26 protein-coding genes and 3 tRNA genes are annotated in these 21,916 nt (G+C 54.1%); 12 read left to right on the top strand and 17 right to left on the bottom strand.

Annotated elements, in window-relative coordinates:
- Nucleotides 1–5: 5 nt before the first annotated feature.
- From xerA to sfsA, 3 genes are read right to left on the bottom strand one after another with little or no spacing between them, the layout of a single operon-like run.
- Nucleotides 6–839, bottom strand: a complete 834-nt coding sequence (gene xerA, locus MVK60_RS05020; protein ID WP_297437075.1) for a site-specific tyrosine recombinase/integron integrase — start codon at nucleotides 837–839, stop codon at nucleotides 6–8.
- A gap of 1 nt (nucleotide 840) precedes the next feature.
- Entirely contained in the window at nucleotides 841–1,743 is a 903-nt protein-coding gene (locus MVK60_RS05015; RefSeq protein WP_297437132.1) for a toprim domain-containing protein, read from the bottom strand.
- A gap of 49 nt (nucleotides 1,744–1,792) precedes the next feature.
- Nucleotides 1,793–2,518, bottom strand: a complete 726-nt coding sequence (sfsA, locus tag MVK60_RS05010) for a DNA/RNA nuclease SfsA (protein WP_297437073.1) — start codon at nucleotides 2,516–2,518, stop codon at nucleotides 1,793–1,795.
- 59 nt (nucleotides 2,519–2,577) lie between these two features.
- On the opposite strand from sfsA, the gene MVK60_RS05005 reads away from it, so the two are divergent.
- Both MVK60_RS05005 and MVK60_RS05000 read left to right on the top strand, forming a co-directional pair.
- Entirely contained in the window at nucleotides 2,578–3,183 is a 606-nt protein-coding gene (locus MVK60_RS05005; RefSeq protein WP_297437071.1) for a hypothetical protein, read from the top strand.
- A 58-nt stretch (nucleotides 3,184–3,241) separates the two neighbouring features.
- A complete protein-coding gene (locus tag MVK60_RS05000; RefSeq protein ID WP_297437130.1) occupies nucleotides 3,242–4,288 on the top strand; it encodes a M42 family metallopeptidase in 1,047 nt (348 codons plus the stop codon).
- Between the two features lie 52 nt (nucleotides 4,289–4,340).
- On the opposite strand, the gene MVK60_RS04995 is transcribed toward MVK60_RS05000, so the two are convergent.
- Nucleotides 4,341–4,637 (bottom strand): hypothetical protein, encoded by a 297-nt coding sequence (locus MVK60_RS04995; RefSeq protein WP_297437068.1) that lies wholly within the window; start codon nucleotides 4,635–4,637, stop codon nucleotides 4,341–4,343.
- 48 nt (nucleotides 4,638–4,685) lie between these two features.
- On the opposite strand from MVK60_RS04995, the gene MVK60_RS04990 reads away from it, so the two are divergent.
- Complete coding sequence (locus MVK60_RS04990) at nucleotides 4,686–6,590, top strand: helicase C-terminal domain-containing protein (protein ID WP_297437066.1); 1,905 nt, start codon at nucleotides 4,686–4,688, stop codon at nucleotides 6,588–6,590.
- A 137-nt stretch (nucleotides 6,591–6,727) separates the two neighbouring features.
- On the opposite strand, the gene MVK60_RS04985 is transcribed toward MVK60_RS04990, so the two are convergent.
- Nucleotides 6,728–6,815, bottom strand: a tRNA-Leu gene (locus MVK60_RS04985).
- Nucleotides 6,816–6,947: 132 nt separating this feature from the next.
- Here MVK60_RS04985 and MVK60_RS04980 point away from each other — a divergent pair.
- Both MVK60_RS04980 and MVK60_RS04975 read left to right on the top strand, forming a co-directional pair.
- Nucleotides 6,948–7,025: transfer RNA gene (locus MVK60_RS04980), tRNA-Lys, on the top strand.
- An 86-nt stretch (nucleotides 7,026–7,111) separates the two neighbouring features.
- A complete protein-coding gene (locus tag MVK60_RS04975; RefSeq protein ID WP_297437064.1) occupies nucleotides 7,112–8,320 on the top strand; it encodes a DEAD/DEAH box helicase in 1,209 nt (402 codons plus the stop codon).
- Here the strand turns inward: MVK60_RS04975 and MVK60_RS04970 are convergent.
- The 5 genes from MVK60_RS04970 to MVK60_RS04950 all read right to left on the bottom strand — a co-directional run bounded on the left by MVK60_RS04970 (nucleotide 8,314) and on the right by MVK60_RS04950 (nucleotide 11,927).
- Nucleotides 8,314–9,453 carry a transglutaminase-like domain-containing protein gene (locus MVK60_RS04970; RefSeq protein WP_297437062.1) on the bottom strand — a complete coding sequence of 380 codons (1,140 nt, stop codon included), beginning with the start codon at nucleotides 9,451–9,453 and terminating at the stop codon, nucleotides 8,314–8,316. The two genes, MVK60_RS04975 and MVK60_RS04970, sit on opposite strands and share 7 nt — an antisense overlap.
- A 119-nt stretch (nucleotides 9,454–9,572) precedes the next feature.
- Nucleotides 9,573–9,680, bottom strand: a tRNA-Met gene (locus tag MVK60_RS04965).
- Nucleotides 9,681–9,731: 51 nt separating this feature from the next.
- Entirely contained in the window at nucleotides 9,732–10,334 is a 603-nt protein-coding gene (locus tag MVK60_RS04960; RefSeq protein WP_297437061.1) for a rhomboid family intramembrane serine protease, read from the bottom strand.
- Nucleotide 10,335: 1 nt separating this feature from the next.
- Nucleotides 10,336–11,112 (bottom strand): bifunctional fructose-bisphosphatase/inositol-phosphate phosphatase, encoded by a 777-nt coding sequence (locus MVK60_RS04955; RefSeq protein ID WP_297437059.1) that lies wholly within the window; start codon nucleotides 11,110–11,112, stop codon nucleotides 10,336–10,338.
- A complete protein-coding gene (locus MVK60_RS04950) occupies nucleotides 11,109–11,927 on the bottom strand; it encodes a DUF63 family protein (protein WP_297437057.1) in 819 nt (272 codons plus the stop codon). The genes MVK60_RS04955 and MVK60_RS04950 overlap by 4 nt, the downstream gene beginning before the upstream one ends.
- A gap of 72 nt (nucleotides 11,928–11,999) precedes the next feature.
- Between MVK60_RS04950 and MVK60_RS04945 the strand changes: the two genes are divergently transcribed.
- Nucleotides 12,000–13,040, top strand: a complete 1,041-nt coding sequence (locus tag MVK60_RS04945; RefSeq protein ID WP_297437055.1) for an NAD(P)-dependent glycerol-1-phosphate dehydrogenase — start codon at nucleotides 12,000–12,002, stop codon at nucleotides 13,038–13,040.
- Between the two features lie 34 nt (nucleotides 13,041–13,074).
- A complete protein-coding gene (locus tag MVK60_RS04940) occupies nucleotides 13,075–13,509 on the top strand; it encodes a UPF0179 family protein (RefSeq protein WP_297437053.1) in 435 nt (144 codons plus the stop codon).
- Nucleotides 13,510–13,511: 2 nt separating this feature from the next.
- Here MVK60_RS04940 and MVK60_RS04935 read toward each other — a convergent pair whose 3' ends face one another.
- Genes MVK60_RS04935 through MVK60_RS04925 form a run of 3 tightly spaced genes read right to left on the bottom strand, consistent with a single transcriptional unit; the run spans nucleotide 13,512 to nucleotide 15,964 of the window.
- Nucleotides 13,512–14,513: a biotin-dependent carboxyltransferase family protein gene (locus MVK60_RS04935; protein WP_297437051.1), complete on the bottom strand. Its 1,002-nt coding sequence runs from the start codon at nucleotides 14,511–14,513 to the stop codon at nucleotides 13,512–13,514.
- Nucleotides 14,506–15,192, bottom strand: a complete 687-nt coding sequence (gene pxpB, locus MVK60_RS04930) for a 5-oxoprolinase subunit PxpB (RefSeq protein ID WP_297437049.1) — start codon at nucleotides 15,190–15,192, stop codon at nucleotides 14,506–14,508. Before pxpB ends, MVK60_RS04935 begins: the two co-directional genes overlap by 8 nt.
- 4 nt (nucleotides 15,193–15,196) lie before the next feature.
- Nucleotides 15,197–15,964: a LamB/YcsF family protein gene (locus MVK60_RS04925; RefSeq protein ID WP_297437127.1), complete on the bottom strand. Its 768-nt coding sequence runs from the start codon at nucleotides 15,962–15,964 to the stop codon at nucleotides 15,197–15,199.
- 59 nt (nucleotides 15,965–16,023) lie between these two features.
- On the opposite strand from MVK60_RS04925, the gene MVK60_RS04920 reads away from it, so the two are divergent.
- On the top strand, nucleotides 16,024–16,527 hold the full coding sequence (locus MVK60_RS04920) for a type II toxin-antitoxin system VapC family toxin (protein ID WP_297437047.1): 504 nt from the start codon (nucleotides 16,024–16,026) through the stop codon (nucleotides 16,525–16,527).
- Between the two features lie 119 nt (nucleotides 16,528–16,646).
- On the opposite strand, the gene MVK60_RS04915 is transcribed toward MVK60_RS04920, so the two are convergent.
- From MVK60_RS04915 to MVK60_RS04900, 4 genes are read right to left on the bottom strand one after another with little or no spacing between them, the layout of a single operon-like run.
- Nucleotides 16,647–17,045 (bottom strand): hypothetical protein, encoded by a 399-nt coding sequence (locus MVK60_RS04915; protein WP_297437045.1) that lies wholly within the window; start codon nucleotides 17,043–17,045, stop codon nucleotides 16,647–16,649.
- Between the two features lie 5 nt (nucleotides 17,046–17,050).
- On the bottom strand, nucleotides 17,051–17,383 hold the full coding sequence (locus tag MVK60_RS04910; RefSeq protein WP_297437043.1) for a hypothetical protein: 333 nt from the start codon (nucleotides 17,381–17,383) through the stop codon (nucleotides 17,051–17,053).
- A complete protein-coding gene (locus tag MVK60_RS04905) occupies nucleotides 17,380–18,210 on the bottom strand; it encodes a DNA-3-methyladenine glycosylase (RefSeq protein ID WP_297437041.1) in 831 nt (276 codons plus the stop codon). The genes MVK60_RS04910 and MVK60_RS04905 overlap by 4 nt, the downstream gene beginning before the upstream one ends.
- On the bottom strand, nucleotides 18,192–18,491 hold the full coding sequence (locus tag MVK60_RS04900) for a hypothetical protein (protein ID WP_297437040.1): 300 nt from the start codon (nucleotides 18,489–18,491) through the stop codon (nucleotides 18,192–18,194). The genes MVK60_RS04905 and MVK60_RS04900 overlap by 19 nt, the downstream gene beginning before the upstream one ends.
- An 88-nt stretch (nucleotides 18,492–18,579) precedes the next feature.
- On the opposite strand from MVK60_RS04900, the gene MVK60_RS04895 reads away from it, so the two are divergent.
- The 4 genes from MVK60_RS04895 to MVK60_RS04880 all read left to right on the top strand — a co-directional run bounded on the left by MVK60_RS04895 (nucleotide 18,580) and on the right by MVK60_RS04880 (nucleotide 21,904).
- Entirely contained in the window at nucleotides 18,580–19,920 is a 1,341-nt protein-coding gene (locus MVK60_RS04895) for a nodulation protein NfeD (protein ID WP_297437038.1), read from the top strand.
- Nucleotides 19,907–20,713: a slipin family protein gene (locus MVK60_RS04890; RefSeq protein ID WP_297437036.1), complete on the top strand. Its 807-nt coding sequence runs from the start codon at nucleotides 19,907–19,909 to the stop codon at nucleotides 20,711–20,713. Before MVK60_RS04895 ends, MVK60_RS04890 begins: the two co-directional genes overlap by 14 nt.
- 163 nt (nucleotides 20,714–20,876) lie before the next feature.
- On the top strand, nucleotides 20,877–21,656 hold the full coding sequence (gene minD / locus MVK60_RS04885; RefSeq protein ID WP_297437034.1) for a cell division ATPase MinD: 780 nt from the start codon (nucleotides 20,877–20,879) through the stop codon (nucleotides 21,654–21,656).
- A complete protein-coding gene (locus MVK60_RS04880; RefSeq protein WP_297437032.1) occupies nucleotides 21,653–21,904 on the top strand; it encodes a hypothetical protein in 252 nt (83 codons plus the stop codon). Before minD ends, MVK60_RS04880 begins: the two co-directional genes overlap by 4 nt.
- Nucleotides 21,905–21,916 lie beyond the last annotated feature (12 nt).

Here is a 21,916-nt window from a genome sequence, read left to right as displayed (position 1 = left end):
TCTGGCTATCCAGTCAGTCCCTCTATCAGCCTCGCCTTCTCCTGTGCCTTTCTCAGATGCTCAACCGTGACCTTCGTGTATATCTGCGTTGTGGAGAGGTTCGAATGGCCCAGCAGTTCCTGAATGGCCCTTATATCAACCCCATTCTCAAGCATGTGAGTCGCGAAGCTGTGTCGGAGCATATGGGGAGTCACCTTCAGTCCCACCTTTGTCCCGTACCTCCTAAGAAGATACCAGACCGTTTTGGTGGAGATGCGGTCCTTGTTGTTCCTTCTCTCCTCCACCAGAAGGTACTCGCTCGCATCGTTCCGTGATTCCAGGTAGGAGCGGATTTCTTCAAGAAGGGCCCTGGATATTGGAACAACCCTGTCCTTGGCCCCTTTTCCTCCCCGCACGAGAAGGACGGAACGGTCAAAGTCGATGTTGCTCCTCTTCAGGTTGCAGAGCTCGCTCACCCTGAGCCCGGCCCCGTAGAGCAGAAGAACTATGAGCCTGTCACGTTTTCGGGTCGGGGGGATGACCGAAATGAGCCGTCTGACCTCCTCCTTGGTTAGGCTCTTTGGAAGACTCTTTGGAACCTTAGGTGGCTTCAGTTTCTCCGCCTCGTCATCGTAACCCTCGAACCTGAAATATGCCCGTAGCGCTTGGACCACTAGGTTGAGGCTCTTGTTTGAGTAACCATCTTTCCTAAGCCGGGCAAGGAACCGAAGGGCGGAGCGGGCGTTTAGGTCTCCGCCCGTCTCCAGGTAGCGCCTTACATAATAAGAGTACATTCTGACGGTGTTGGGGCTCTTTCCCTCCAAGTCGAGGTACGTTTCGAACTCCTCAACGACCCCCATTTCACAGCCCCTTCAGGAGGCTTTCCAGTTCGTCTGGCTTTACCTCGGCATCCTCAACCACGTTGGGTTTGGTGGCTTCATCTGTTCCCCCTTCATGCTTTTCGGGCGGTGTTGGGGGTTTCGGTGGCTCTGACTTTTGGTCATCCTTTATCGTCAGACTCAGATAAACGGTCCTCAGGAGCTCATCCACGAGGGTTCTGTCTTCAGCGAAAATGTACCCCTGGCCGACTATCACCCGACCACCAAGGCCGAGCTTTTCTGCGGCCTTCCCTATGTAAGCCCCATCAGGAACGGGCTCCGCTGGAAACAGGGATTTCCAGGCCTCTTCAATGCTGAAAACGTTCTTAGCATTCTCTATTAAGGCCTTCAGGCCTTCATTCTCTTCTTTTAGCCTCTCATTTTCCTTCCTGGCCTCCTCGCATGCGTGCAGGGTCTTCTCGTACTCTCCCTTCAGATTCTGGTACTCCGCTAAGAGGTTGTCGTAACGTCCTTTTATATCCAGCAACTGGTTTCTGAGTGCCATATACTCCGGCAGAAGTTGCAGGCTCTTCAGTCCTGCCCTTACTAGGGTGTTCTTGAGCTCCTTCCTGACAAGCTCCACGTCTATGTGCTCCAGGTCGTGTCCCAGCGGAATCTTCATCCTCTCGACGTGGCCGACCATCTCGCCTAGCTCCGTGAAAAGTCTATCCGCAAGGTCCCTTCCAACACGGTCGGCGTCCGTGGCTATTATCAGCAGGTCCGCACCGGCGGTCGCGCTCTTCGCTATTTCAACGTTGGTCGTTGGGATTATCGCGGATATCGTGATGTTGTACTCGCTTCCCAGGGCCAGCCCCTGAAGGGCTTTGCTTACAACCTCAACGTCGCTTGCGCCTTCGACAAGAATTCTAACGTCCACTATAGTCATTCCCATCACCTCACGGGGTCTTACCCCGAATGGGAATACGGCGGGGTCTTTAAAAGTTCTCCCCCAGCTCGATTTGGAGGCACGGATTCTCGATTACCACTTTTCCACTGGGCAGGAGGGAGATGCTCATGGCGTGAATTCCAACGCCGGCTTTTTTTGCCTCGTTCAGGAGCCGCCCTATCTCCCGGTCTCCTTCCCTGTACGGCTTGAACTTAGTGACCCCCGGAAGGGCGCCGATGAAGAATATCATGGCCCTTTCCCCGGCTTTTGAAAGCTCTATGAGTTCCTCCACGTGTTTCCGCCCCCTGACGGTTGGGCAGTCTGGGTACATAGCGTACTCGCCGTTCTCCCCACCGCGCAGGACGGCGCTCTTCATCTCGGCGTAGACCTCGCCTTGTGGGCATTTGAAGAGGTAATCGAGGCGGGATCTCCCAACGGTTACCTCCTTCCGCTTTATCCTGCAACCTCTAAGCCAGGGGACCAGGCCGAGTTCTACCGCCCGCTCAAAGGCCCTCGCCTGGGTTCTTGTGTCTATTATGGCACCCTTTCCGTGAATGTCTTCAAAGGCCACCAGAACGAAGTCCGTCTTTCCGCCGGTTCTGGGTGTGCAGAAGGCCTTCCGACCTGGAACCATGAACTCCTCCAAGCGACCGGTGTTGGTCACCAGGGCTTTTCTAGTCTCCCCATTGACGGTTACAATGGCGACAAAGCGGTTGAGTCTCTCGACGAGGGTGCATGGAACGAGGCTGAGCTCCAGCAGCACTGGCCTCCTCATGATCAATGTTAAACCGAAAGGTGTTTTTAAGTTTAGGGTCCACTTTAAATGGTGATTCGATGATACCGGAAGAGTTCATTCGCTACGCTTTCAGGGAGAGGGTGGATGGAATAAGAAAGCTCGCCGAGGGGAACTTCGGTCCGGGGGCCCTGATAGGATTTACAAGGCACAACGCGACTATAATAACCTGTGGTCCTGCTGGGGTGAACGGCTCGGTGAAGGGTGTCGGGTTCGTATCTAGGGACGAGTTTCTGCCGGAGCTCATCAAAAAACTTAGGACAGAGCTTTCGAGACCCTACGATTCAAAGAGGGCCATTCAATTTCTGCTGAACGAGGTGTACATCGAGGAGAGGATAGATTTCACGAAGTTCGTTTCTCTCGAGCTCGCTAAGAAGCATACATGGAAAAATCTCACGGAAGGTAAGAAGGAGGCAACGATACTCTTCTTCACACCGCCGAGCACGTCCTATGAGGTCAGATGCGACGTGGAGATACACGGGGACGGTCCGATGTGGGAGTACGCAAACGCGATTCACGACGTCTTTCATCGGCCCGAGAAGCCGAGGGACTGGAGAAAAACACCCGCTTATCTTTTTAAGATCCGAGAAATCTATGACAACGGGGAGACTGCTATGGGAATCAGAATCTATCCCAGGCCGACCTAAAACCTTAAATATCTTTCATCCCACATTCAGATGGAAATCTAAACGGAAGGTGATGGAAATGGTTGACTTCGAGCTGCTGAAGAGAATTATAGAGGCACCGGGTGTTTCCGGCTACGAATTCCTCGGCGTCAGGGACGTTATAATCGAGGCTTTCAAGCCCCACGTTGATGAGGTTAAAGTTGACAGGCTCGGCAACGTTATCGCCCACAGGAAGGGCAAGGGTCCAACGGTCATGTTTGCGGGCCACATGGATCAGATAGGCCTCATGGTAACCCACATCGAGAAGAACGGGTTCCTCCGCGTCGCCCCCGTGGGAGGCGTTGACCCGAGGACGCTTATAGCCCAGAGGTTTAAAGTCTGGGTCGGCCCGAACGAGTACATCTACGGTGTCGGTGGAAGTGTTCCGCCGCACATCCAGAAGCCGGAGCAGAGGAACAAGGCCCCGACCTGGGAGCAGGTGTTCATCGACATAGGCGCCGAGAGCAGGGAAGAGGCCGAGGAGATGGGGGTTAAGATAGGCACCGTCATCACCTGGGACGGCAGGCTTGAGCGCCTCGGCAAGCACCGCCTCGTCAGCATCGCCCACGACGACAGGATAGCGGTCTACATTCTCGTCGAGGCCGCGAGGCAGCTGGCCAAGACCGATGCAGATGTCTACTTCGTCGCCACCGTCCAGGAGGAGGTCGGGCTCCGCGGTGCGAAGGTCTCGTCCTTCAGCATAGACCCGGACTACGGCTTCGCCCTCGATGTCACCATAGCCGCAGACGTCCCGGGAACGCCGGAACACAAGCAGATAAGCCAGCTAGGAAAGGGAACCGCGATTAAGATAATGGACCGCTCCGTCATCTGCCACCCGACAATCGTCCGCTGGATGGAAGAACTGGCTAAAAAGCACGGGATACCCTACCAGTGGGACATCCTCACAGGTGGAGGAACCGACGCGGGAGCGATACACCTCAACAAGGCGGGCGTCCCGAGCGGTGGAATAAGCATCCCAGCGCGCTACATCCACTCCAACACTGAAGTTGTAGACGAGCGCGACGTCGATGCGAGCGTTGAGCTCGTCGTTAAGGTTCTGGAGCACATAGACGAGCTTGAGGTCTGATCTTTTTTGTATTTTATGCTCCACTTTACTCTGGTTATTCCCTTGCGGCTGGTCAGTTTTTTTCCTGCTCCTTAACGGGTGTTTCCCGGACATCTCCGGTTTCCTCTGGAGGAATAATGTTCTCCGCCTTTCTAACGACCAGCTCCCCCTCCATCTTCCTGTATTCATACCAGAAGAAGATCGCCCCGGACAGCACCCCAAGCAGGAGGAAGGGAAGCTTGCTGGGCAGAGGAAGCCCCCTATGCCATGTGTGGAGGATGTAGTTCTGGTAGAAGAACATGTACGCAAACCACGCGATCAGCAGGGCCTCGGCACTGTATTCTATCGTCTTTATTGTCCTCTCATCCATGATCCCACCTGGGGAAAGGTTAAAAGTGAGCCGTTAAAACTCTTTCCCATGAGCGAGTACTTCCCGTACGAGAAGCTTCGTCCGAATCAGAAGGAGTTCATTGAAATCGTCTCCCGGGTCGTTAAGAACGGAGAGAACGCTATAATCGAAGCCCCCACCGGTTTTGGAAAGACTATAAGTGTTCTGGCCGGAATTCTACCTCATGCGGTCAGTTTTGGTTACAAGGTGCTGTACCTCGCGAGAACGCACCGGCAGATGGACCGGGTCATAGAGGAGCTCAAGCGCATAAACGGGAAAAGTCCCGTTAGTGGGGTTGAGATGAGGAGCAGAAAGGAACTGTGCCTTCACACCTACCTCAAGGAGTTCACCACCGACGCCTACACCGCCATGGTGGTATGCAAAAACCTGCGGAAGATGGGTAAGTGCCCATTCTACGAGAACGAGAAGAAGAAAAAGACTGAGTTTGAGGAGGTTACCAAGTTTTTCCTGCGTGAGCCCAGTCACCCCACCGAGATACTGGACTACGCTGAGACGCTGGAGCTGTGTCCCTACGACCTAACCCGACAGGTCGCGTACAACTCCAACGTGATAGTGGCCAGCTACCTCTACATGCTCAACCCATCCATACGGGATAACTTCATGACCTACTTGGACCTGGATTACTCCGACCTCATAGTGGTATTCGATGAGGCCCACAACCTCCCTGATCAGGCCATATCCGCTCTGAGCGATAGGATAAGTATTCACACAGTGAACAGGGCCATCAAGGAGGGGGACGAGTACAACGAGCACGAGATATCCAACTTCCTGGGCATATTCGGCAGGGGTCTTGAGTTGCTGTACGACGAGAAGCTGAGGGACAGGGAGGTTCATGAGATCCCCATCCTGCCGGAGGCCGTTTTTGCACACGTTGTTCAGGTGCTCGGTGTTGATGGTCGCCATCTGATCCGCTTCCTGAACGAGATGGTGGAAGTCGGCGATTCCATTAGGGAGGACCGTATAGAGAAAGGGAAGCCCCCTCGGAGCTATTTAGGACGCGTTGGGGAATTCCTGCTGAACTGGCTGGCCCTGGCGGGCCGGGAAGACTACCTGTTCTTGATGAGCCGGGATAAGGGGCTGAGCCTTGAGCTGGTGGCCCTTGACCCATCCAAGGCACTTGAGTTCATCCGTGACGTCCAGGCAGCCATCTTCACCTCCGGAACGCTTACCCCTCTTGAGGCCTTCCGCGACGTTATGGGCATCGAGAACGCCCGGCTCAAGAAGTTTCCGCGCATAGTGAGGAGGGAAAACGTTCAGGTGCTCGTTGCCAAGGACGTTTCCAGCAGGGGGGAGGAGCGCTCCCTTGAGGCCTACAGACGGATGGTTGACTACATCGTGGAGGCGGTGAGGCTCATACCGAAGAACGTGGGGGTTTTCACAGCCTCATACGAGGTTATGCAGGGGCTCCTCTCGGCCAACCTAGACGTCAAAATCGAAGGGACTGGAAAGCCTCTACTCGTGGAGAAGCAGGGAGCATCGTCGAGGGAAAACGACGTTCTGGTCGCGAAGTTCAAGGCGTACTCGCGGAGGAACGGAGCGGTTCTCCTCGGTGTCATGGGCGGAAGGAACAGCGAGGGGCAGGACTACTCAGGTGATGAGATGAACGGGGTGGTGCTGGTTGGGATACCCTACGCTCGCCCAACTCCGAGGGTGCAGGCCCAGATACGGTATTTTGAAAGAAAGTTCCCTGGAAATGGGCGTTATTACGGCTATTTCCTGCCCGCCCACAGGAAGCTGGTCCAGACCGCAGGTAGGGTTCACCGCTCATCCGAGGAGAGGGGATCCATAATTGTCCTCGACAGGCGCCTTCTGTGGAGTTCCATAAAAAAAGATCTTCCCAACTGGCTGGCTGAGAGTGTGAGACCCGTTGACCTTGCTAGGATGCGCCTGTACCTGCGGAGGTTCTGGAGTTAGAGGGTACCATTTTTAAACATTCTTCTCCCCCATAGTTACCAGCAAAATGGAACTTCTTGGTGGGATACACAGCGCATCATCTCATCTAAAACTGTTGGAAACTTCCATTGAACATTTCTCCAGAAAAGTTTGCTGAATGGTGCGGGGGCGGGGATTTGAACCCCGGAACCCCTGCGGGACAGGACCCTCAATCCTGCGCCTTTGACCAGGCTCGGCAACCCCCGCGTTGCCAAGATATAAGGGTTGAGGAGCCTTTATAAATTTTTCCCCTTTTTCTCCCCGCCCCTTCAGTGTACAGGGGGATACACTGAACCGAAAAACTTATAAAGTGCTCTCGTCTCTATCCCTACTGGTTAAGGGCCGGTAGCTCAGCATGGTTAGAGCGCGGGACTCTTAATCCCGTGGTCGGGGGTTCGAATCCCCCTCGGCCCGCCATTTAAGTTCGCGGTTCTTCTCGACGCGTTCGAGGTCTTGAAGGAGCGCGTTGTAGTATCTGATTACCAAAAGAGGAGTTAAAGAAAATGAGTTTTGAAAACTTGGGTTTATCTGAGGCCACTCTACTGGCCGTTAGACGTAAAGGTTTCTCAAGGCCTACCGACATCCAGAGGGAGGTCATACCACGTCTTCTTGAAGGGGACAAAGACATAATCGGCCAGTCCCAGACAGGAACCGGCAAGACCGCAGCTTTTGCACTCCCGATCCTGGAGGCCATAGACGAGGAGGAAAAGAGTGTGCAGGCCATAATACTCACTCCAACGAGGGAACTCGCCCTGCAGGTCGCCGACGAGACGAAGAGCCTCAGGGGAAAGAGGCGCGTTTACATCTATGCGGTTTACGGAGGTCAGCCGATAGGGCCGCAGATCAGAGCCCTCAACAGGGGAGTCCATGTGGTCGTAGGTACCCCCGGCAGGGTCCTGGATCATGTCAGGCGCGGCACCATCAATCTCAGACGCGTGAAGTTCTTCATCTTGGACGAGGCCGACAGAATGCTGGACATGGGTTTCGTGGACGATATAGAGGCAATATTTAGGGAGACACCGAGGGAGAAGCGTGTTCTCATGTTTTCCGCGACTATGCCGAGGGAGATACTGAGGCTTGCGGGAAGGTACATGCGGAACTACGAGCTTATAAAGGTCAGCGAGGACGAGCTCGTTCCGGGAGAGGTCGAACAGGAGTACGTGGAGGTTGTTCCGGCCAGGAAACTCTCCGTTCTTAAAAAGCTGCTAGCGGACGATTTCCACGGGATAGTCTTCTGCCAGACGAAGCGGGAAACCCGGGAACTGAGTGAAAAGCTCAGGAGGGCCGGCTACAACGCGGAAGCCCTAAACGGAGATATGACCCAGCGTGCCAGGGAATCAGCCCTTCTGCGCTTTAGAAACGGACGAACCAATGTTCTCGTAGCCACCGACGTCGCCGCTAGGGGGCTCGACATCCGGGACGTCACCCACGTTGTTAACTACTCCCTTCCCATGAATGCCGAAGACTACGTTCACAGGATTGGTAGAACCGGAAGAATGGGCAAAAAGGGACGGGCCGTTACTTTCATAATGCCTGGGGAGTTTAGACGGCTCCGCTACATAGCTCAGGTGGCGGGGGTTGAGATTGAAAAATCCGAGCTTAGTGAGGATATACCGAGGGAGTACCGCGATGATTACATAGGGGGCAGGGAAAGCCATTCCTACGGAAGACAGAGAAGCTACGGTAGGGGCAGAAGGAGAGGGCGCTACTGACCCTCCCCCACGTATATAATCACCTTAAGGTTCCCACCCTCATTTTTTACATCAATCCAGATGGCCTTGGCGCGGCGAATGCCCTCCGCAATTCCCTGGTGGGCGAGTACCCTTCTGAGCAGCCAGTTAACGTATTCACTGTAGAAAGCAGGATTGTAGAGGGCGGCGATCTCCTCGAACGTTATGCTCCAGGCACTGAGCGAGTTGTATCCCTGAGGGATCACTCCGTTTTGACCCGTAGAAAGTCGCCGGTCTACAGTGATGTTGAACTCCTTTGAGAGTACCTCCTCCATCCCGGTTGCGAGCCCCAGTGCATCGTGTTCATCCATGACGTACGCCTGCTTGAGAAAGTCCGTGTCGTTCAGGAAACCGATACGTTTAACCGATGCCCGATTCTCACCGGTACTTATCTCGTAAAGCGTCGCGTTGACTATGCGGTCACCTATCTTCCTCCAGTGGCCGTAGTAAGCATCTAGGTCCATGGGTGGAAGGTGCTGGTCAAGCACGAAGTACCATCCTTCAACCCTGATCACCGCCGTGGAGTGGGCGCTCTTACTCAGGTTGGGCTCCATCATGTACACAGGGGAATACCCCATGCTCAGTAAGAGGGCGTCCGTGAGAAGTGTGTAATCTGTGCAGATGCCCGCTCCTCTCTTTATGGTCTCGTATGGGGTTTGAAGTTCGCTCCCGCCACCTGAGACGACTTCATTCCTTCCATTTGAACGAACTTCGATATAGGATGGCGTTTCATTTGCCTTCGTCCAGTTGTAGTGCAAATTCTTTCCCTCCCATTCGAGGACGTTCCACACACTCTCCTCGATGTTGCGCCCTTTGAGTGCCGTTCCCAGGGGTTTAATGACGTTGAGCTCCCGTTCTGAGAGCATGCAGGAGGCAGCGTCTTTTAGAATGTACCTCCAGAGGGGGGTCGTGCAGTTGAGGCGGGCGTCCTCCGATGGCAGGCGAACCGTCAGGTTGTCGACGTGAACGAATGGATTCATCCAGGTCGCTGGCGTCGAAGTTTCGGACGTAGGGGATGACTGGAGGCCGCCCGTGCCCGTGTTTGGAACCCCGACTAGACAGCCCGCCGCCAGAACCATTAACGCAATCACAAGCGCGAATCCTTCCCTTCTCATAATCTCCAATTGGTTCTCCTTGGATATAAACCTGTCTCGCAGGAAAGACCCATTCAAAATCGTGACTTCAACAAGCCAACACCTCCGTAGGCACTTGTTTTAGTCAGAAAAGGCTGTAATGGTGCCGGGGCGGGGCTTTGAACCCCGGACCTCTCGGTTTCCCAGGCTCTCCCGAGGGAGAGCAGCCCTATGAGCCGAGCGCTCTGACCAGGCTGAGCTACCCCGGCATCCTCAAAGCGCCCGCTTATACCTCCAGGGGCCCATTTTTAAATCTTTCGCTACCATGCCCCGATGTACGGGTCCAGGTAAAGCCTCCTCTTGAGCTCGGTTCCCTTCCAGTAACCTATGGCTATACCGGCCAACAGTCCCCCGAGGTGGGCGTAGACGTTGACCCCGGGCAGAATGCTGTTTATCAGGAAGAGAAAGAAAGCGTTTATTAGTGCGGCCTGCATGTTGCCCCCTATTATGCCCGATGCTATTATAACTGCTCCGGCGATTCCGAATATGGCACCGCTTGCCCCTGCGCTCAGACTGTTCGGAGGGAATATGAGGAGCGTCAGCAGGTTTCCTACCAGGCCCGATACCAGGTAGGTGCCAACGAGCCATTTACCTCCGAAGAGCCGTTCGAACTGGGACCCTATGATGAGCAGGAAGTACATGTTGAAGGCGATGTGAAGTATTCCAACGTGAACGAACATCGCCGTGAGGAGCTGCCACCACCTACCGAGGTACAGAACGGCGTAGTTCCACTGACCCAGAAGGCTCAGGACGTTGAGATTTATACTGATGAAGCTTCGGCTTAGAATGACCTCGATGAGGTAAACGGCCACGTTAATTGCCACGAGCACCTCGGTTATCTCGCCGTACCTTCTACCATTCAACTCACTCACCCCGTCCGATCTCCAGCAGTATCAGGTCCAGCAGACGGCCGTCGTTGACCGCTACTATGTTGGTCTGATCCGTTGCGTTGAGGCTCAGCCTTAGCTCCTCTCCCTTTTCGTCCGTGATTATGGCACCGGCTTCCTTTGCTATCACTACCCCCGCCGCTATGTCCGTGGTTCTCACATAGTTCCTTATGTCAAGCACACCGTCGAGGGCACCCTTCGCCAGGTAGGTAAGCTCGACGGCTATTGCTCCGAGAACACGGACCCTTTTGACCTTCTTTATTAGTTCGGTGCACCTTCCGCGCGTGTAGAAGCTGATGGCCTCTTTTCCACGCTCCGCTTTTTTAACGTGGATGGGTCTCCCGTTCATGAAGGCCCCCTTCCCGAGGATGCCCTCGTAGAAGTTCCCTGTGACGAACTCGTATATCGCCCCGTAAACTGGCACCGTTCTCTTAAATACCGCAAGGCTGAAGGCGAAGATGGGTATCCCCGCGGCGAAGTTGTACGAACCATCTATTGGGTCGATTACTGCGGTGTAATCACTTCCCACATCGATATTCCCTATTTCCTCACTGACGATGTTGATGCCCAGCGGTTTGAGCCTCTCTATAACGAGGTTCTCGGCCACCTTATCGACGTACTTTGTGACGTCACCGCTCACGTTCTTTCCTATGTTCTCCCCCGCCTTAGGTGTTCCGAATATTGGCATTACCACCTTTTCAACGTCTTTGGCCACATCAAACGCTATCTCGTTCCATTCAAACTCTCCATTCATGTTCCCACCCCCATGAGCATTATGAGGAGATTTCTCGTCCCTGGGCCGAAGCCGAGGATGAATATGGCAAGTTTGATGAAGTTAATCAGCTCCTCATCCTCCTCCTCGGAGTATTTTTCCAGGAGCCAGACTATTGGGAGCAGTATCATAAGCTTTTCAACGTACATGGCGGCCGGTGTGCCTAGGAGGCCTATCATTCTCCTGGCCAGGACGTGCTGCTCCCAGTATCCGAAGAACTGGAGTCCAACAAAGGTCGTCGTAGCGTCGTAAAAGTGAGTGTAGAACAGTAACCTGTTGTTCCGTATCAGTCCGGACTTTTTTGTTAGGAGCCAGATGAAGGCCTCCGCAGCGAGCAGTATCGGAATGAAGTACCCCAGAACCATCCAGTGAAAGTCTATTTTATCTATGTTTATCAGTAGCACGAAAAGGTTGCCCCCGACCAGTATCCAACCAAAATCGTGGTATATGGAGTAAAACTTTTCCCTGGGTCCCACGTGTCTCCAGACGACGTAGAGGGAGGCTATAGCAAAGGCCGCAATAACAAAGTAACCGCCGGGGCTCACCGTCAGGTACGTCCTCGGATAGATACCTCTGTCCGTCATGGACCGCATCAGGGGGCCCAAAAAGATGTAGGGGATCAGGGCTTTGAAAAACCTATCGTCGACACGTATTCCGAGCCTCTTCAGAAATTTGTACAGCAGAATAACCGCGATTCCAAGTATCACTGCGTATACTGTTGTGTTGACCACGTTATAGCCCTCGTTCATCTTTATCGGCTCGACGAAGTAGTGATAAAAAAACTCCGAGAGACTCATTTGACCACCATAGACCGTTGTTCCGATAGTCTTAAAGCTTTTCCTGATAACACCTATTGGACGGTGATGTTGATGCACTTAATGCAGCTCCCAAGGGAGGTACTGCTCGGTGAGAACCTCAAAGGTGAGGTTCCTAGTGTTGCCAGGAGACTGAACCTAGGGAGGGAGGTACTGGTTATATACGGCCCCAAAACCAAGAAAATAGCCGGAAACGATGTTGAGGATCATCTGGGGGAGTCCTTTGAGGTTGCATCCCTGGTGGTCAGCGGTGCTACGATGAAGGAGGTTGAGATGACGATTGAGGTCGCGGGGGAGATTGGAGCGGAATGGCTTGTTGCTGTGGGAGGGGGTAGCATAATAGACGTCGCCAAGCTCGCCTCGTACCGCCTTGGAGTGCCCTTCATCAGCTTTCCAACGACGGCCTCCCACGACGGCATAGCGAGCGCCAACGCATCCATACGAGATATGGGGGCAAAAACCTCCATTAAGGCCCTTCCCCCGATAGCTGTCATTGCGGATGTTAACGTCATTAAAACGGCCCCCTACCGCTACCTAGCCGCTGGTGTTGGCGACATGATAAGCAACCTGACGGCGGTGAAGGACTGGCAGCTTGCCCACCGCATTAAGGGCGAGTACTACAGCGAGTACGCGGCCTCGCTGAGTCTGATGAGCGCCAAGATGGTCATGAAGAACGCTGATATAATCAGACTCGGCAACGAGGAGAGCGTGAGGAAGGTTGTTAAGGGGCTCATCTCCAGCGGCGTTGCCATGAGCATAGCTGGCTCATCGAGACCTGCAAGCGGCGCGGAGCACCTCTTCAGCCACGCGCTCGATGCCATAGTCCCGAAGCCGGCCCTTCACGGGGAACAGTGTGGGGTCGGGACCATCATCATGGCTTATCTCCACGGTCTGAAATGGGAGCGTATTAGGGAAACCTTAAAGAAGGTGGGGGCACCTACTAATGCATACGAGCTTGGGATCGAGCCGGAGTATATAATCGAGGCTCTCACGCTTGCCCACAGGATACGACCCGAGAGGTACACCATACTTGGGAAGGAGGGCATAACACGTGAAGCTGCTGAGAAAGCGGTCCGCATCACAGGTGTGATCTAGACCGGTACTTATCATCGCTCATGGAGGTGTTGAAATGGCGATAATTACATTAGTTGGGGAAAAACTGGCAAGACCCGGAGTCGAGTTCATATATTATGGCCCTGCAGAACCTTGCAAGACGTGCAAGCTCGCAGGAGTCTGCGTCGGGAACCTCGAACCCGGCAGGAGGTACAAAATCCTCCGCGTGAGGAGTATGCCCTCGCATTCCTGCCCGCTTCACGAGGGCAAGGTTCGTGTCGTCGAGGTCGTCGAGCCCAGCATCGAAGTAGCGATAGAGCCCAGGCTGGCGATAGCAGGCTCTGTGATACAGCTCAAGTTCGAGGAGTGCAGCGACCCGGAGAAGGCGGAGCTCTTCAGCCCCGAAGGCCTCTTTGACGGCGACCATGTAAAGATAATAGAGGTACTCGGCGACGTGGAGTGCAACGGCAAGACATACAAAGTCGTCAAGGTCATGCGCAAGAAGGATTGACCTCATTCTTTTTCCACTTTTGTGAAGACAATTGTCTCTTCTTTCCCCGTTCTTATCCTGTAAGCATGCATCTTCCCGTCGAGGAAGTCCTTGATTGCAACCAGGGTCTTCTCGCGCCTGATCAGAAGCTCCCGGGCTTCGTCAACGCTCACCGCCTCAAACCTAAGCCTCTCCCCCGGCCGGCTCTGTGCAACGATGGGGAGGTCAACCCTTGAAACGACGGCTATCTTCGCGTAGCCACCCGTCGTCTGGGCGTCGCGGAGCATCACTATTGGCTTTCCGCTGGCTGAAACCTGAACTGAACCGGGGACGAGGGGGCCGGTTATGATTCCAGCTCCCTTTTTGGAGTGCTCTATCTTCTTTCCATCGAGCCGGTAACCCATCCTGTCGGACTCGGGAGTTACGGTATAGAACTCGCTCAGGAAGGTCTCTACACCCTCCCCGGTGAAGTGGTCAAGGTCCGGGCCGAGGACGACGCGGACTGTCTTTTCCTTGGTGGAATAATCCGGCCTCAGCTCAGGAGGGAGGTACCTCCCATCCTTCCCCGTTAGTACCGCGTATCCGATGTTCAGTACATCCCCGGCCTTCAGCGGCCTTCCAAGGCCAGCCTTGGGGTAGGTCGAACAGCTCCCGAGGAGCGGTTTGCACTTTATCCCGCCGGCGAAGGCGATGTATCCGTAGAGCCCGCCCCTCAGCGTCCCCACTTCAAGTATATCCCCCCTCTTCGCCCAGTGGCTCGTCCACGGCTCAACAGGCACGCCGTTTAGCTTCACCTCAACGTCGCCGGCAACCGCAAAGACGGCGGAGGCATTGAACCTGAGCGTTGGGCCTGCGAGGAGGAACTCAAGGAGCGGAGCATCGCCGGGGTTTCCGACGAGGTAGTTCGCTATCCTCGCAGAGTAATCGTCCATGAAGCCGGAAACCGGAACGCCGAGCTTTCGGTAGCTCATCCTGCCGGAGTCCTGAACCGTCAGCAAAGAGGGAACACTGAGGAGCTCAATCATTCCTTTCACCCCATTCACGCTCGTAGAGCTCCCTGAATTCATCTTCGTCTACTGGGACGAACCTCACTCTGTCCCCCGGCCGGAGAAGGGTTGGCGGCTCTTTCGATGGATCGAAGAGTCTGAGCGGAGTTCTCCCAATGAGCCTCCAACCACCGGGGCTTTCGAGGGGGTAGATGCCAGTCTGTTTCCCAGCTATCCCCACCGAGCCGGCAGGAACCTTTAGCCTGGGCCTCCCAAGACGTGGCGTCGCTATGCGCTCGTCCATACCGCCGAGGTAGGCGAAGCCGGGAAGGAAGCCGAGGAAGTGGACACGGTAGGTCGGCTTGGAATGTATCTCAATGACCTTATCAACGCTCAGGCCGTTGTGCTGTGCCACGAACTCCAAATCGGGACCGTATTCACCGCCGTAGAGAACAGGAATCTTAACAAGTTTCCCCTCGAACTTCTCGCTCGAGAACTCAAGCCCTTCAATTGTCCGCTTGACGCGTTCGAAGTCTATCAACACAGGGTCATAGATTACCGCGAGGGAAGAGTATGCTGGAACAACCTCAACGAGCCACTCAAAGTTAGCCCGCTCTATCGCCCTCGCGAGGGAGTGTATTTTCTCGTTTATCTCCTCGCCTATAACCTCGCCGAAGGAAATCAGCAGGGCGGAATCGCCGAGGGGTTTGAACTTCATGCTCTCACCGGACAACATCTCTCATAGGGACAATTTTCACTCCTTCCTCTTCAAGGACTTTTCTTATGTGGGCCGCAATCTCGACCGCTTTAGGATTGTCGCCGTGAACGCAGATGGTATCAGCTTTCAGCTCAATCCACTCGCCGTTTATCGCTTTCACTCCCCCGTCCTTGACCATTGAGATGACCCTTTCCACTATCTCCTCTTTGTCGTGGATTACCGCTCCCGGCTTCGAGCGGGAAACCAAAGTGCCATCAGGGTTGTAGGCCCTGTCGGCGAAGACCTCGTGGGCTACCTTAACCCCCATCTCTTCCGCTATCTCAGCCGGCCTTGAGCCGGAGAGAGTAACGAAGATAAGCCCTTTATCGAAGTCAGCTATACCCTCGATGACGGCCCTCGCGAGTTCCTCCTCCTTGACGAGAGCGTTGTACAAAGCGCCGTGTGGCTTGACGTGCTGGAGCTCGATTCCTTCCGCCCTTGTAAACGCGTAGAGCGCACCTATCTGGTAGAGGATGTAATTGCGAGCCTCCTCCGGAGTGAGCTTCATATACCTCCTGCCAAAGCCGAGAAGGTCTGGATAGCCAGGGTGGGCACCAACCGCGACGCCCTTCTCCTTCGCGAGCCTCACGGTTTTTCTCATGACTATCGGGTCGCCGGCGTGCCAGCCGGTAGCTACGTTCGCGCTCGTGATGTGGTTCATGACCTCCTCATCCAGGCCGAGCTTGTAACGGCCGAAGCTTTCCCCAAGGTCGGAGTTCAGGTCCACCTTCATCCGCACCACCGGCTTCATTTCGACGGAAATCTAAAAAAGGGTTTCTCCGAGTTTAGGCCATGAAGGTTCAGGTCATCGATGCGGCAGTGTTTATTCAGGGGTTCGATGTGGAGGGCGTTACGACGCCGAAGGTCGTCGATGAAGTGAAAGACCCGGAGTCGAGGCTTTTCTTGGAGGGACTGATAAGCGCGGGAAAGGTTAGGGTTCTACAGCCGTCAAGGGAGAGCATTGAAGCCGTGATGGAAGCGGCGAGAAAGACGGGCGAGTTAAACGAACTCAGCGGGGCAGACCTTGAGGTTCTTGCCCTGGCGTACGAGCTTAAGGGGCTTCTCTTCACCGACGACTACAACCTGCAGAACATAGCAAAGACCTTAGGAATAGAGTTCAGAACCCTCAAGAGGGGAATTAAGCGGGTAATCCACTGGAACTACGTCTGCATCGGCTGTGGAAAGAAGTTTTCCGAGATGCCGCAGGAGGGAATCTGCCCGGACTGCGGAAGCCCGGTGAGGTTGTTCCCCAAGAAGCGCCGGAGAAAACGCCCCGGACGGGCTCGGCGCTCATAGGGTACGTCACAACCGCAAAGCGGTTCAGCCCGTCTTGGAATCGTCACGGCCCGCCCGGGACGGCGTCAGATAGCGTTACTCTTCACCGATCCGTGCAATTCGCCCTCATCATCCGCGGTTCAACCTTGGAGGTAGTAGGATATAAGCTTTCTCAGCTCGACGTTGCGCTCGGGTTTCATTCTCAAAAACCTCTTAAGCCCGCTGTTCTCGGCAAGTAGGCCGGAAAGCTCGATGGCGAGTATCTTGTTGTCCTCGCTAAGGCCATAAGTCTTGAATCGGAGCGGGGCATACTCCTTCTCAAGCTCCCACGTCCTTTCCTCAAGCTCCTTCACCTTCTCCCCAAGCTTCTCAAGGTTTCCCATCGGCTCGCGGAACTCGCCGGTCAGGGCTATCTCAATGACTCGCTCAGCAGGGACTCCATACTTCTCGCTGAGGTGCTCTATCTCCCTCCACAGCTCTTCGTTTATCTCGGCCTCGATTTTCCCGAAGCCCTTGTTCGGCTTGATTATGAGCCTCATCTCGTTCACGCTCCATGAACTTTCTCAAGCTCTCTCTTCTTCTCCTCAACCCTCTTTCTGAGCTCATCGTTTTCCCGTCTCAGCCTCTCACGCTCGGCTACCATGAGCTCTTTATCCCGCAGAGCCCTCTCGTAGAACTCCCTGAGCTCCTCTATCTCTCCTTCCATCTTCTGGAGTCTTTCTTCGAGTTTTGCGATCCTCTTAAGAAGAATCCCCTCGCGCTCGGCCTTTAGAGTATCCTCCACCCGAGGCAGGTTTTCGCGGAGGATTGAGCTAGCATCATGCCTCTTTAATGATTTGAATTTTTCCTTCTCCAGGATAATCCTAACCTCTCTCATTTTCTCTTCCTCCCTATCTCGGTCTTTCTGTCGTAGCAGGTGATGTAAAACGCCAGAACTCCCTTCCACTTCCCGTAGGGTTCTATTACCTCCCTCACGTCCCTTTCCCTGACGTCTTTAACCCGCTTTCCAAAAATCTTTGCTATCCCGCGTCTCAGTCCGAGGTCTCCGGCCGGATAGACGTTCTTTCTGAGGCCGTATGCCAGGAAGAGCTCGGCGCTCCACTTTCCTATGCCCCGGAACTTTGTGAGGTACTTGATGGCCTCCTCAACGTCCCAGTCCCAGAGTTCGAGGTCGAGCTTTTTGGCCAAATAAAGCTCCGTCAGAGACTTTATGTAGCCCGCCCTATAGCCGAGCCTGGCCCTTTTCAGCTCCTCCTCGCTCAGGGACGCTATCTTCTCCGAAGAAGGGAACGTGTGTAAATCTCCCGCCTGCCTGCCCGCGAGCCTCACGAGGTTCGCTATGGTTCTCTGGGCGAACTCAAAGCTCACCTGCTGCTGGGCTATTGTCTCGATTAAAGCTTGATATGGACTAGGTGCGGCAGGGACGGTTAGGCCGTAGAACTCGTCTATGAGGAAGGCAAAGGGCGAATCGCTTATCTCGGCGTAGAAGGAATCCAAGTCCGTATCGAAGCCGAGGATGAAGGACAACTTTTCCTTCGCGGATTTTCGTTCCCTTCTGCTCCACGAGTCGAGAAAAATGAAGTTCTCCCCATCGTAGCCGGCGATACCTCTCTCAAAAGCCTGGTAGAAAACACCATCTTCGAACTTCCAGGTGCCGTTGCGTATCATCTCGTGTGTCGTCTTTTTTAGGTCAATCCCAGCCATCGGTCGAGCTTAACGGGGTTCTTCCTTATATCCTTTAGGGTCGAGACGTAGAGTCTCCTACCGTCAACGGAGCGTTTGATTTGAATCTCTCCCTTTTCTTCAAGGAAGCGGAGGGCGTCTTTAACATCCTCGGCACGGACCTCGAAGTTCTGCTTGAGGAATTCCCAGTACGGCTCGCGGTTGGAATATCTGGCCACCTTCCTCACGAGCTCCCAAGCTCGTTCAACTTTCTCATCGCCCAGGACAACACGGTAGAGCTTGGTGAGGGTCTTCAAATTCATGTTAAGGGATCGACACCCAATATATAAATCACTTTCGGGGGAAGCGAAAGATTTAAACCTTGAAGTGGTATTATATACGGGCGGGAAAATGAGGAAGGGTGCGGTACTCTCAACGGTTTTTCTTTTGATGTTATTCATTCCACTCGCGAACGCTGGGGAGAACCATGCCGTCTACGTGGCCAAGATAGATGGTATGATAACGGGCTACACGGTGGACCAGTTTTCACGCTATATATCCGCGGCGGAGAACGCCCACGCTGAGGCTCTCATAATTGAGCTCAACACCCCCGGCGGACTGGGAGATGCTATGATGAAGATCGTTTCAGAGATCCAGAACTCAACCGTTCCGGTCATCATCTACGTGGCACCAAGGGGGGCGATAGCGGCTTCCGCCGGAACGTACATTGCAATGGGGTCCCACATTATCGCCATGGCCCCCGGAACCAGCATAGGTGCCTGTGAACCTATAATGGGCTACGCGGCTAATGGGAGCATAATTAAAGCTCCGGCGAAGATACGCAACTTCTACACCGCCTACATGAGATCACTTGCCCAGGAAAGCGGTAGAAATGAAACCGCCGCCGTGGAGTTCATAACGAGAGACCTGAGCCTTACACCGGATGAGGCACTCAGGGCTCACGTTGTGGAGGCTGTGGCCGGTGACGTCCCCGATCTTCTGCTGAAGGTAAACGGTATGAGGACGAGGATCCCAGTTGCGGGGCGTGGAAACGTGACCCTCAACCTGGAGGGCGTCAAGGTCGTGTACTTGGGGCAGTCTTTTAAGGATACTTTGATAAACTACATAACGGACCCAACGGTGGCGTACCTTCTCCTCAATCTGGGGATTCTGGGCCTCGTTCTCGGTTTTCTAACCCCTGGATGGCACGTTCCTGAGACCGTTGGTGCAATACTGCTGGTCCTCGGCCTGATAGGTCTGGGATACTTCGGTTACAGCAGTTCGGGACTTCTGCTGATAGTACTCGCGATGGTGTTTTTCATTGCCGAGGCACTTACTCCAACATTTGGACTCTTCACGGTTGCAGGGGTGGTTACGTTCATCATGGGCGGCATCCTACTCTTTGGCGGAGGAGGTGAGTACCTCGTGAGTGGCAACGTTTACGAGAACCTGAGGATAGTCATCGTGGCACTGGCACTTTTGATCGGGCTGTTTTTTGCCTTTGGCATGGCCGCGGTCGTCAGGGCACATCGGAAAAAACCGGAGGCTGGAAGGGAGGAGCTTATCGGTAAGAGGGGGAGGGTCATTCAGGACGTAGCCCCTGAGGGTATGATAAAGGTTCACGGGGAACTATGGAGGGCAGTCAGCAAAGACGGGAATCCGATAAAGGTCGGAGAAGACGTTGTCGTGGTTGGAATAAGGGGGCTGACTCTTATAGTTTCGAAGGAGGGAAAGGAGAATGGCCGCACTTAGCACGGTAGTGATTGGTATAGTGTTGTTTTTTGTTTTGATTGTTTTGGCAAGTGCCATAAAGATAGTGAAAGAGTACCAGAGGGCAGTTATCTTCAGACTAGGTAGAGTCGTCGGAGCAAGGGGACCAGGGATATTTTTCATCATCCCGATATTTGAAAAGGCAGTTGTCATAGACCTCAGGACGCGCGTCCTCGATGTTCCGGTACAGGAGACCATCACAAAGGACAACGTGCCCGTAAGGGTTAACGCCGTTGTGTACTTCCGCGTGATTGACCCGGTGAAAGCCGTCACGCAGGTAGCTAATTACATAATGGCCACCAGTCAGATAGCCCAGACAACGCTCAGAAGCGTTATAGGGCAGGCTCACCTCGATGAGCTCCTCAGTGAGAGGGAAAAGCTCAACATGGAGTTGCAGAAGATTATCGACGAGGCGACGGATCCGTGGGGTATAAAGGTCAGCACCGTTGAGATAAAGGATGTCGAGTTGCCGAGTGGAATGCAGAAAGCCATGGCACGGCAGGCTGAGGCGGAGAGAGAAAGAAGGGCCAGGATTACCCTTGCCGAGGCAGAGAGGCAGGCTGCCGAGAAGCTCAGGGATGCCGCCGAGATAGTCTCCCAGCACCCGATGGCCCTTCAGCTGAGGACCCTTCAGACCATAAGCGACGTGGCCGGTGATAAGAGCAACGTTATAGTGCTGACCCTACCGATGGAGATGCTCAAGCTCTTTAGGAGCCTTGCGGATACCGCGGACGTTGCCCGGAAGAAACTGGAGAAAGAGGCAGAAACGGAGTAATGTACTTTCCTGTACCCCCTTTACATTTTTTGGTGAACGGACCGCAAAAGATAAAAGCCTACCCTCCTTATCCATCACATACAAAACCGGTGATTACTCCATGAACGTCTGATTTAAGGAACCGCTAGAAGGCGGTGTACCCATCGCGGTGGAGGTGTTGACTTTGGAGGGTCGTTCAATTGTTTTTGCTTCAGGAAAAGGTGGAACTGGTAAAACAACGACCGTTGCAAATCTCGGTGTTGCGCTGGCTCAATTTGGCAAAGAGGTCATACTGATAGACGCGGATATAACCATGGCAAACTTGAGCCTCGTCCTCGGCATGGAGGACATACCCATAACGCTTCATGATGTCCTCGCAAGGGAGGCGGACCTGAAGGACGCCGTTTATGAGGGTCCCGCGGGGGTTAAGGTCATACCTGGTGGCCTGAGCCTTGAGAAGATCAAAAAAGCAAAGCCGGAGCGTCTCAGGGAGGTCATAAGAGAGATAAGCCAGATGGCGGATTTCATTCTGATTGATGCTCCCGCTGGCCTTGAGATGACATCTGTGACAGCTCTGTTGATCGGTAAAGAGCTTATAATCGTCACGAACCCAGAAATCTCGGCCATAACAGACTCCCTCAAGACCAAGCTCATAGCCGAAAAGCTTGGAACCCTACCCCTGGGTGCGATACTGAACAGGGTCACCAACGAGAAGACGGAACTCACCCAGGAGGAGATCGAGGCGATACTGGAGGTTCCGGTTTTGGGAGTGGTACCCGAGGATCCGGAGGTTAAGAGGGCAAGTGCGTACGGTGTTCCGCTGGTCATCAAGAACCCCACCAGCCCCGCGGCGATATCCATCAAACAGCTGGCCGCGAAGCTGGCCGGCATCAAGTGGCAGCCACCGGCACCGGAGAGCCCGATAAAGAGGGTCTTCAAAGCTATCTTCGGGGGGAAGAAATGATGGCAGGGGGCTTAGTAATAGGGATCGTTATAATCCTTGTGGTGCTCAACATCCTGCTCCTGCTACTGTACCTTTCGGCTAAGAGCAATCCGTACTACGTTGTTTACGACGAGGAAACCAAGAGTGCACTCAAAAGGCGCGTGACAAACCTCAAGGAAGACCTTGAGAGCGAACTGGTAGACTTTGACGTGGAGGAGTGGGAGAAGACCCTTGAAGAATCAATAGACGAGGAAGTTAAGAACCTCTGATTCCCTTTTTGT

This window comes from Thermococcus sp. (genome assembly GCF_026988555.1).
Taxonomy (GTDB): domain Archaea; phylum Methanobacteriota_B; class Thermococci; order Thermococcales; family Thermococcaceae; genus Thermococcus.
Note: the sequence above shows the minus strand (reverse complement) of the source record. Positions and strands in the feature narration are given on the sequence as shown.

Bases quoted from the DNA above. Each gene is read 5' to 3' on its own strand.
- xerA (WP_297437075.1), bottom strand. From the start codon at position 839: ATGGGGGTCGTTGAGGAGTTCGAAACGTACCTCGACTTGGAGGGAAAG.
- MVK60_RS05015 (WP_297437132.1), bottom strand. From the start codon at position 1,743: ATGACTATAGTGGACGTTAGAATTCTTGTCGAAGGCGCAAGCGACGTT.
- sfsA (WP_297437073.1), bottom strand. From the start codon at position 2,518: ATGAGGAGGCCAGTGCTGCTGGAGCTCAGCCTCGTTCCATGCACCCTC.
- MVK60_RS05005 (WP_297437071.1), top strand. From the start codon at position 2,578: ATGATACCGGAAGAGTTCATTCGCTACGCTTTCAGGGAGAGGGTGGAT.
- MVK60_RS05000 (WP_297437130.1), top strand. From the start codon at position 3,242: ATGGTTGACTTCGAGCTGCTGAAGAGAATTATAGAGGCACCGGGTGTT.
- MVK60_RS04995 (WP_297437068.1), bottom strand. From the start codon at position 4,637: ATGGATGAGAGGACAATAAAGACGATAGAATACAGTGCCGAGGCCCTG.
- MVK60_RS04990 (WP_297437066.1), top strand. From the start codon at position 4,686: ATGAGCGAGTACTTCCCGTACGAGAAGCTTCGTCCGAATCAGAAGGAG.
- MVK60_RS04975 (WP_297437064.1), top strand. From the start codon at position 7,112: ATGAGTTTTGAAAACTTGGGTTTATCTGAGGCCACTCTACTGGCCGTT.
- MVK60_RS04970 (WP_297437062.1), bottom strand. From the start codon at position 9,453: ATGAGAAGGGAAGGATTCGCGCTTGTGATTGCGTTAATGGTTCTGGCG.
- MVK60_RS04955 (WP_297437059.1), bottom strand. From the start codon at position 11,112: ATGAATGGAGAGTTTGAATGGAACGAGATAGCGTTTGATGTGGCCAAA.
- MVK60_RS04950 (WP_297437057.1), bottom strand. From the start codon at position 11,927: ATGAGTCTCTCGGAGTTTTTTTATCACTACTTCGTCGAGCCGATAAAG.
- MVK60_RS04945 (WP_297437055.1), top strand. From the start codon at position 12,000: ATGCACTTAATGCAGCTCCCAAGGGAGGTACTGCTCGGTGAGAACCTC.
- MVK60_RS04940 (WP_297437053.1), top strand. From the start codon at position 13,075: ATGGCGATAATTACATTAGTTGGGGAAAAACTGGCAAGACCCGGAGTC.
- MVK60_RS04935 (WP_297437051.1), bottom strand. From the start codon at position 14,513: ATGATTGAGCTCCTCAGTGTTCCCTCTTTGCTGACGGTTCAGGACTCC.
- pxpB (WP_297437049.1), bottom strand. From the start codon at position 15,192: ATGAAGTTCAAACCCCTCGGCGATTCCGCCCTGCTGATTTCCTTCGGC.
- MVK60_RS04925 (WP_297437127.1), bottom strand. From the start codon at position 15,964: ATGAAGGTGGACCTGAACTCCGACCTTGGGGAAAGCTTCGGCCGTTAC.
- MVK60_RS04920 (WP_297437047.1), top strand. From the start codon at position 16,024: ATGAAGGTTCAGGTCATCGATGCGGCAGTGTTTATTCAGGGGTTCGAT.
- MVK60_RS04915 (WP_297437045.1), bottom strand. From the start codon at position 17,045: ATGAGGCTCATAATCAAGCCGAACAAGGGCTTCGGGAAAATCGAGGCC.
- MVK60_RS04910 (WP_297437043.1), bottom strand. From the start codon at position 17,383: ATGAGAGAGGTTAGGATTATCCTGGAGAAGGAAAAATTCAAATCATTA.
- MVK60_RS04905 (WP_297437041.1), bottom strand. From the start codon at position 18,210: ATGGCTGGGATTGACCTAAAAAAGACGACACACGAGATGATACGCAAC.
- MVK60_RS04900 (WP_297437040.1), bottom strand. From the start codon at position 18,491: ATGAATTTGAAGACCCTCACCAAGCTCTACCGTGTTGTCCTGGGCGAT.
- MVK60_RS04895 (WP_297437038.1), top strand. From the start codon at position 18,580: ATGAGGAAGGGTGCGGTACTCTCAACGGTTTTTCTTTTGATGTTATTC.
- MVK60_RS04890 (WP_297437036.1), top strand. From the start codon at position 19,907: ATGGCCGCACTTAGCACGGTAGTGATTGGTATAGTGTTGTTTTTTGTT.
- MVK60_RS04880 (WP_297437032.1), top strand. From the start codon at position 21,653: ATGATGGCAGGGGGCTTAGTAATAGGGATCGTTATAATCCTTGTGGTG.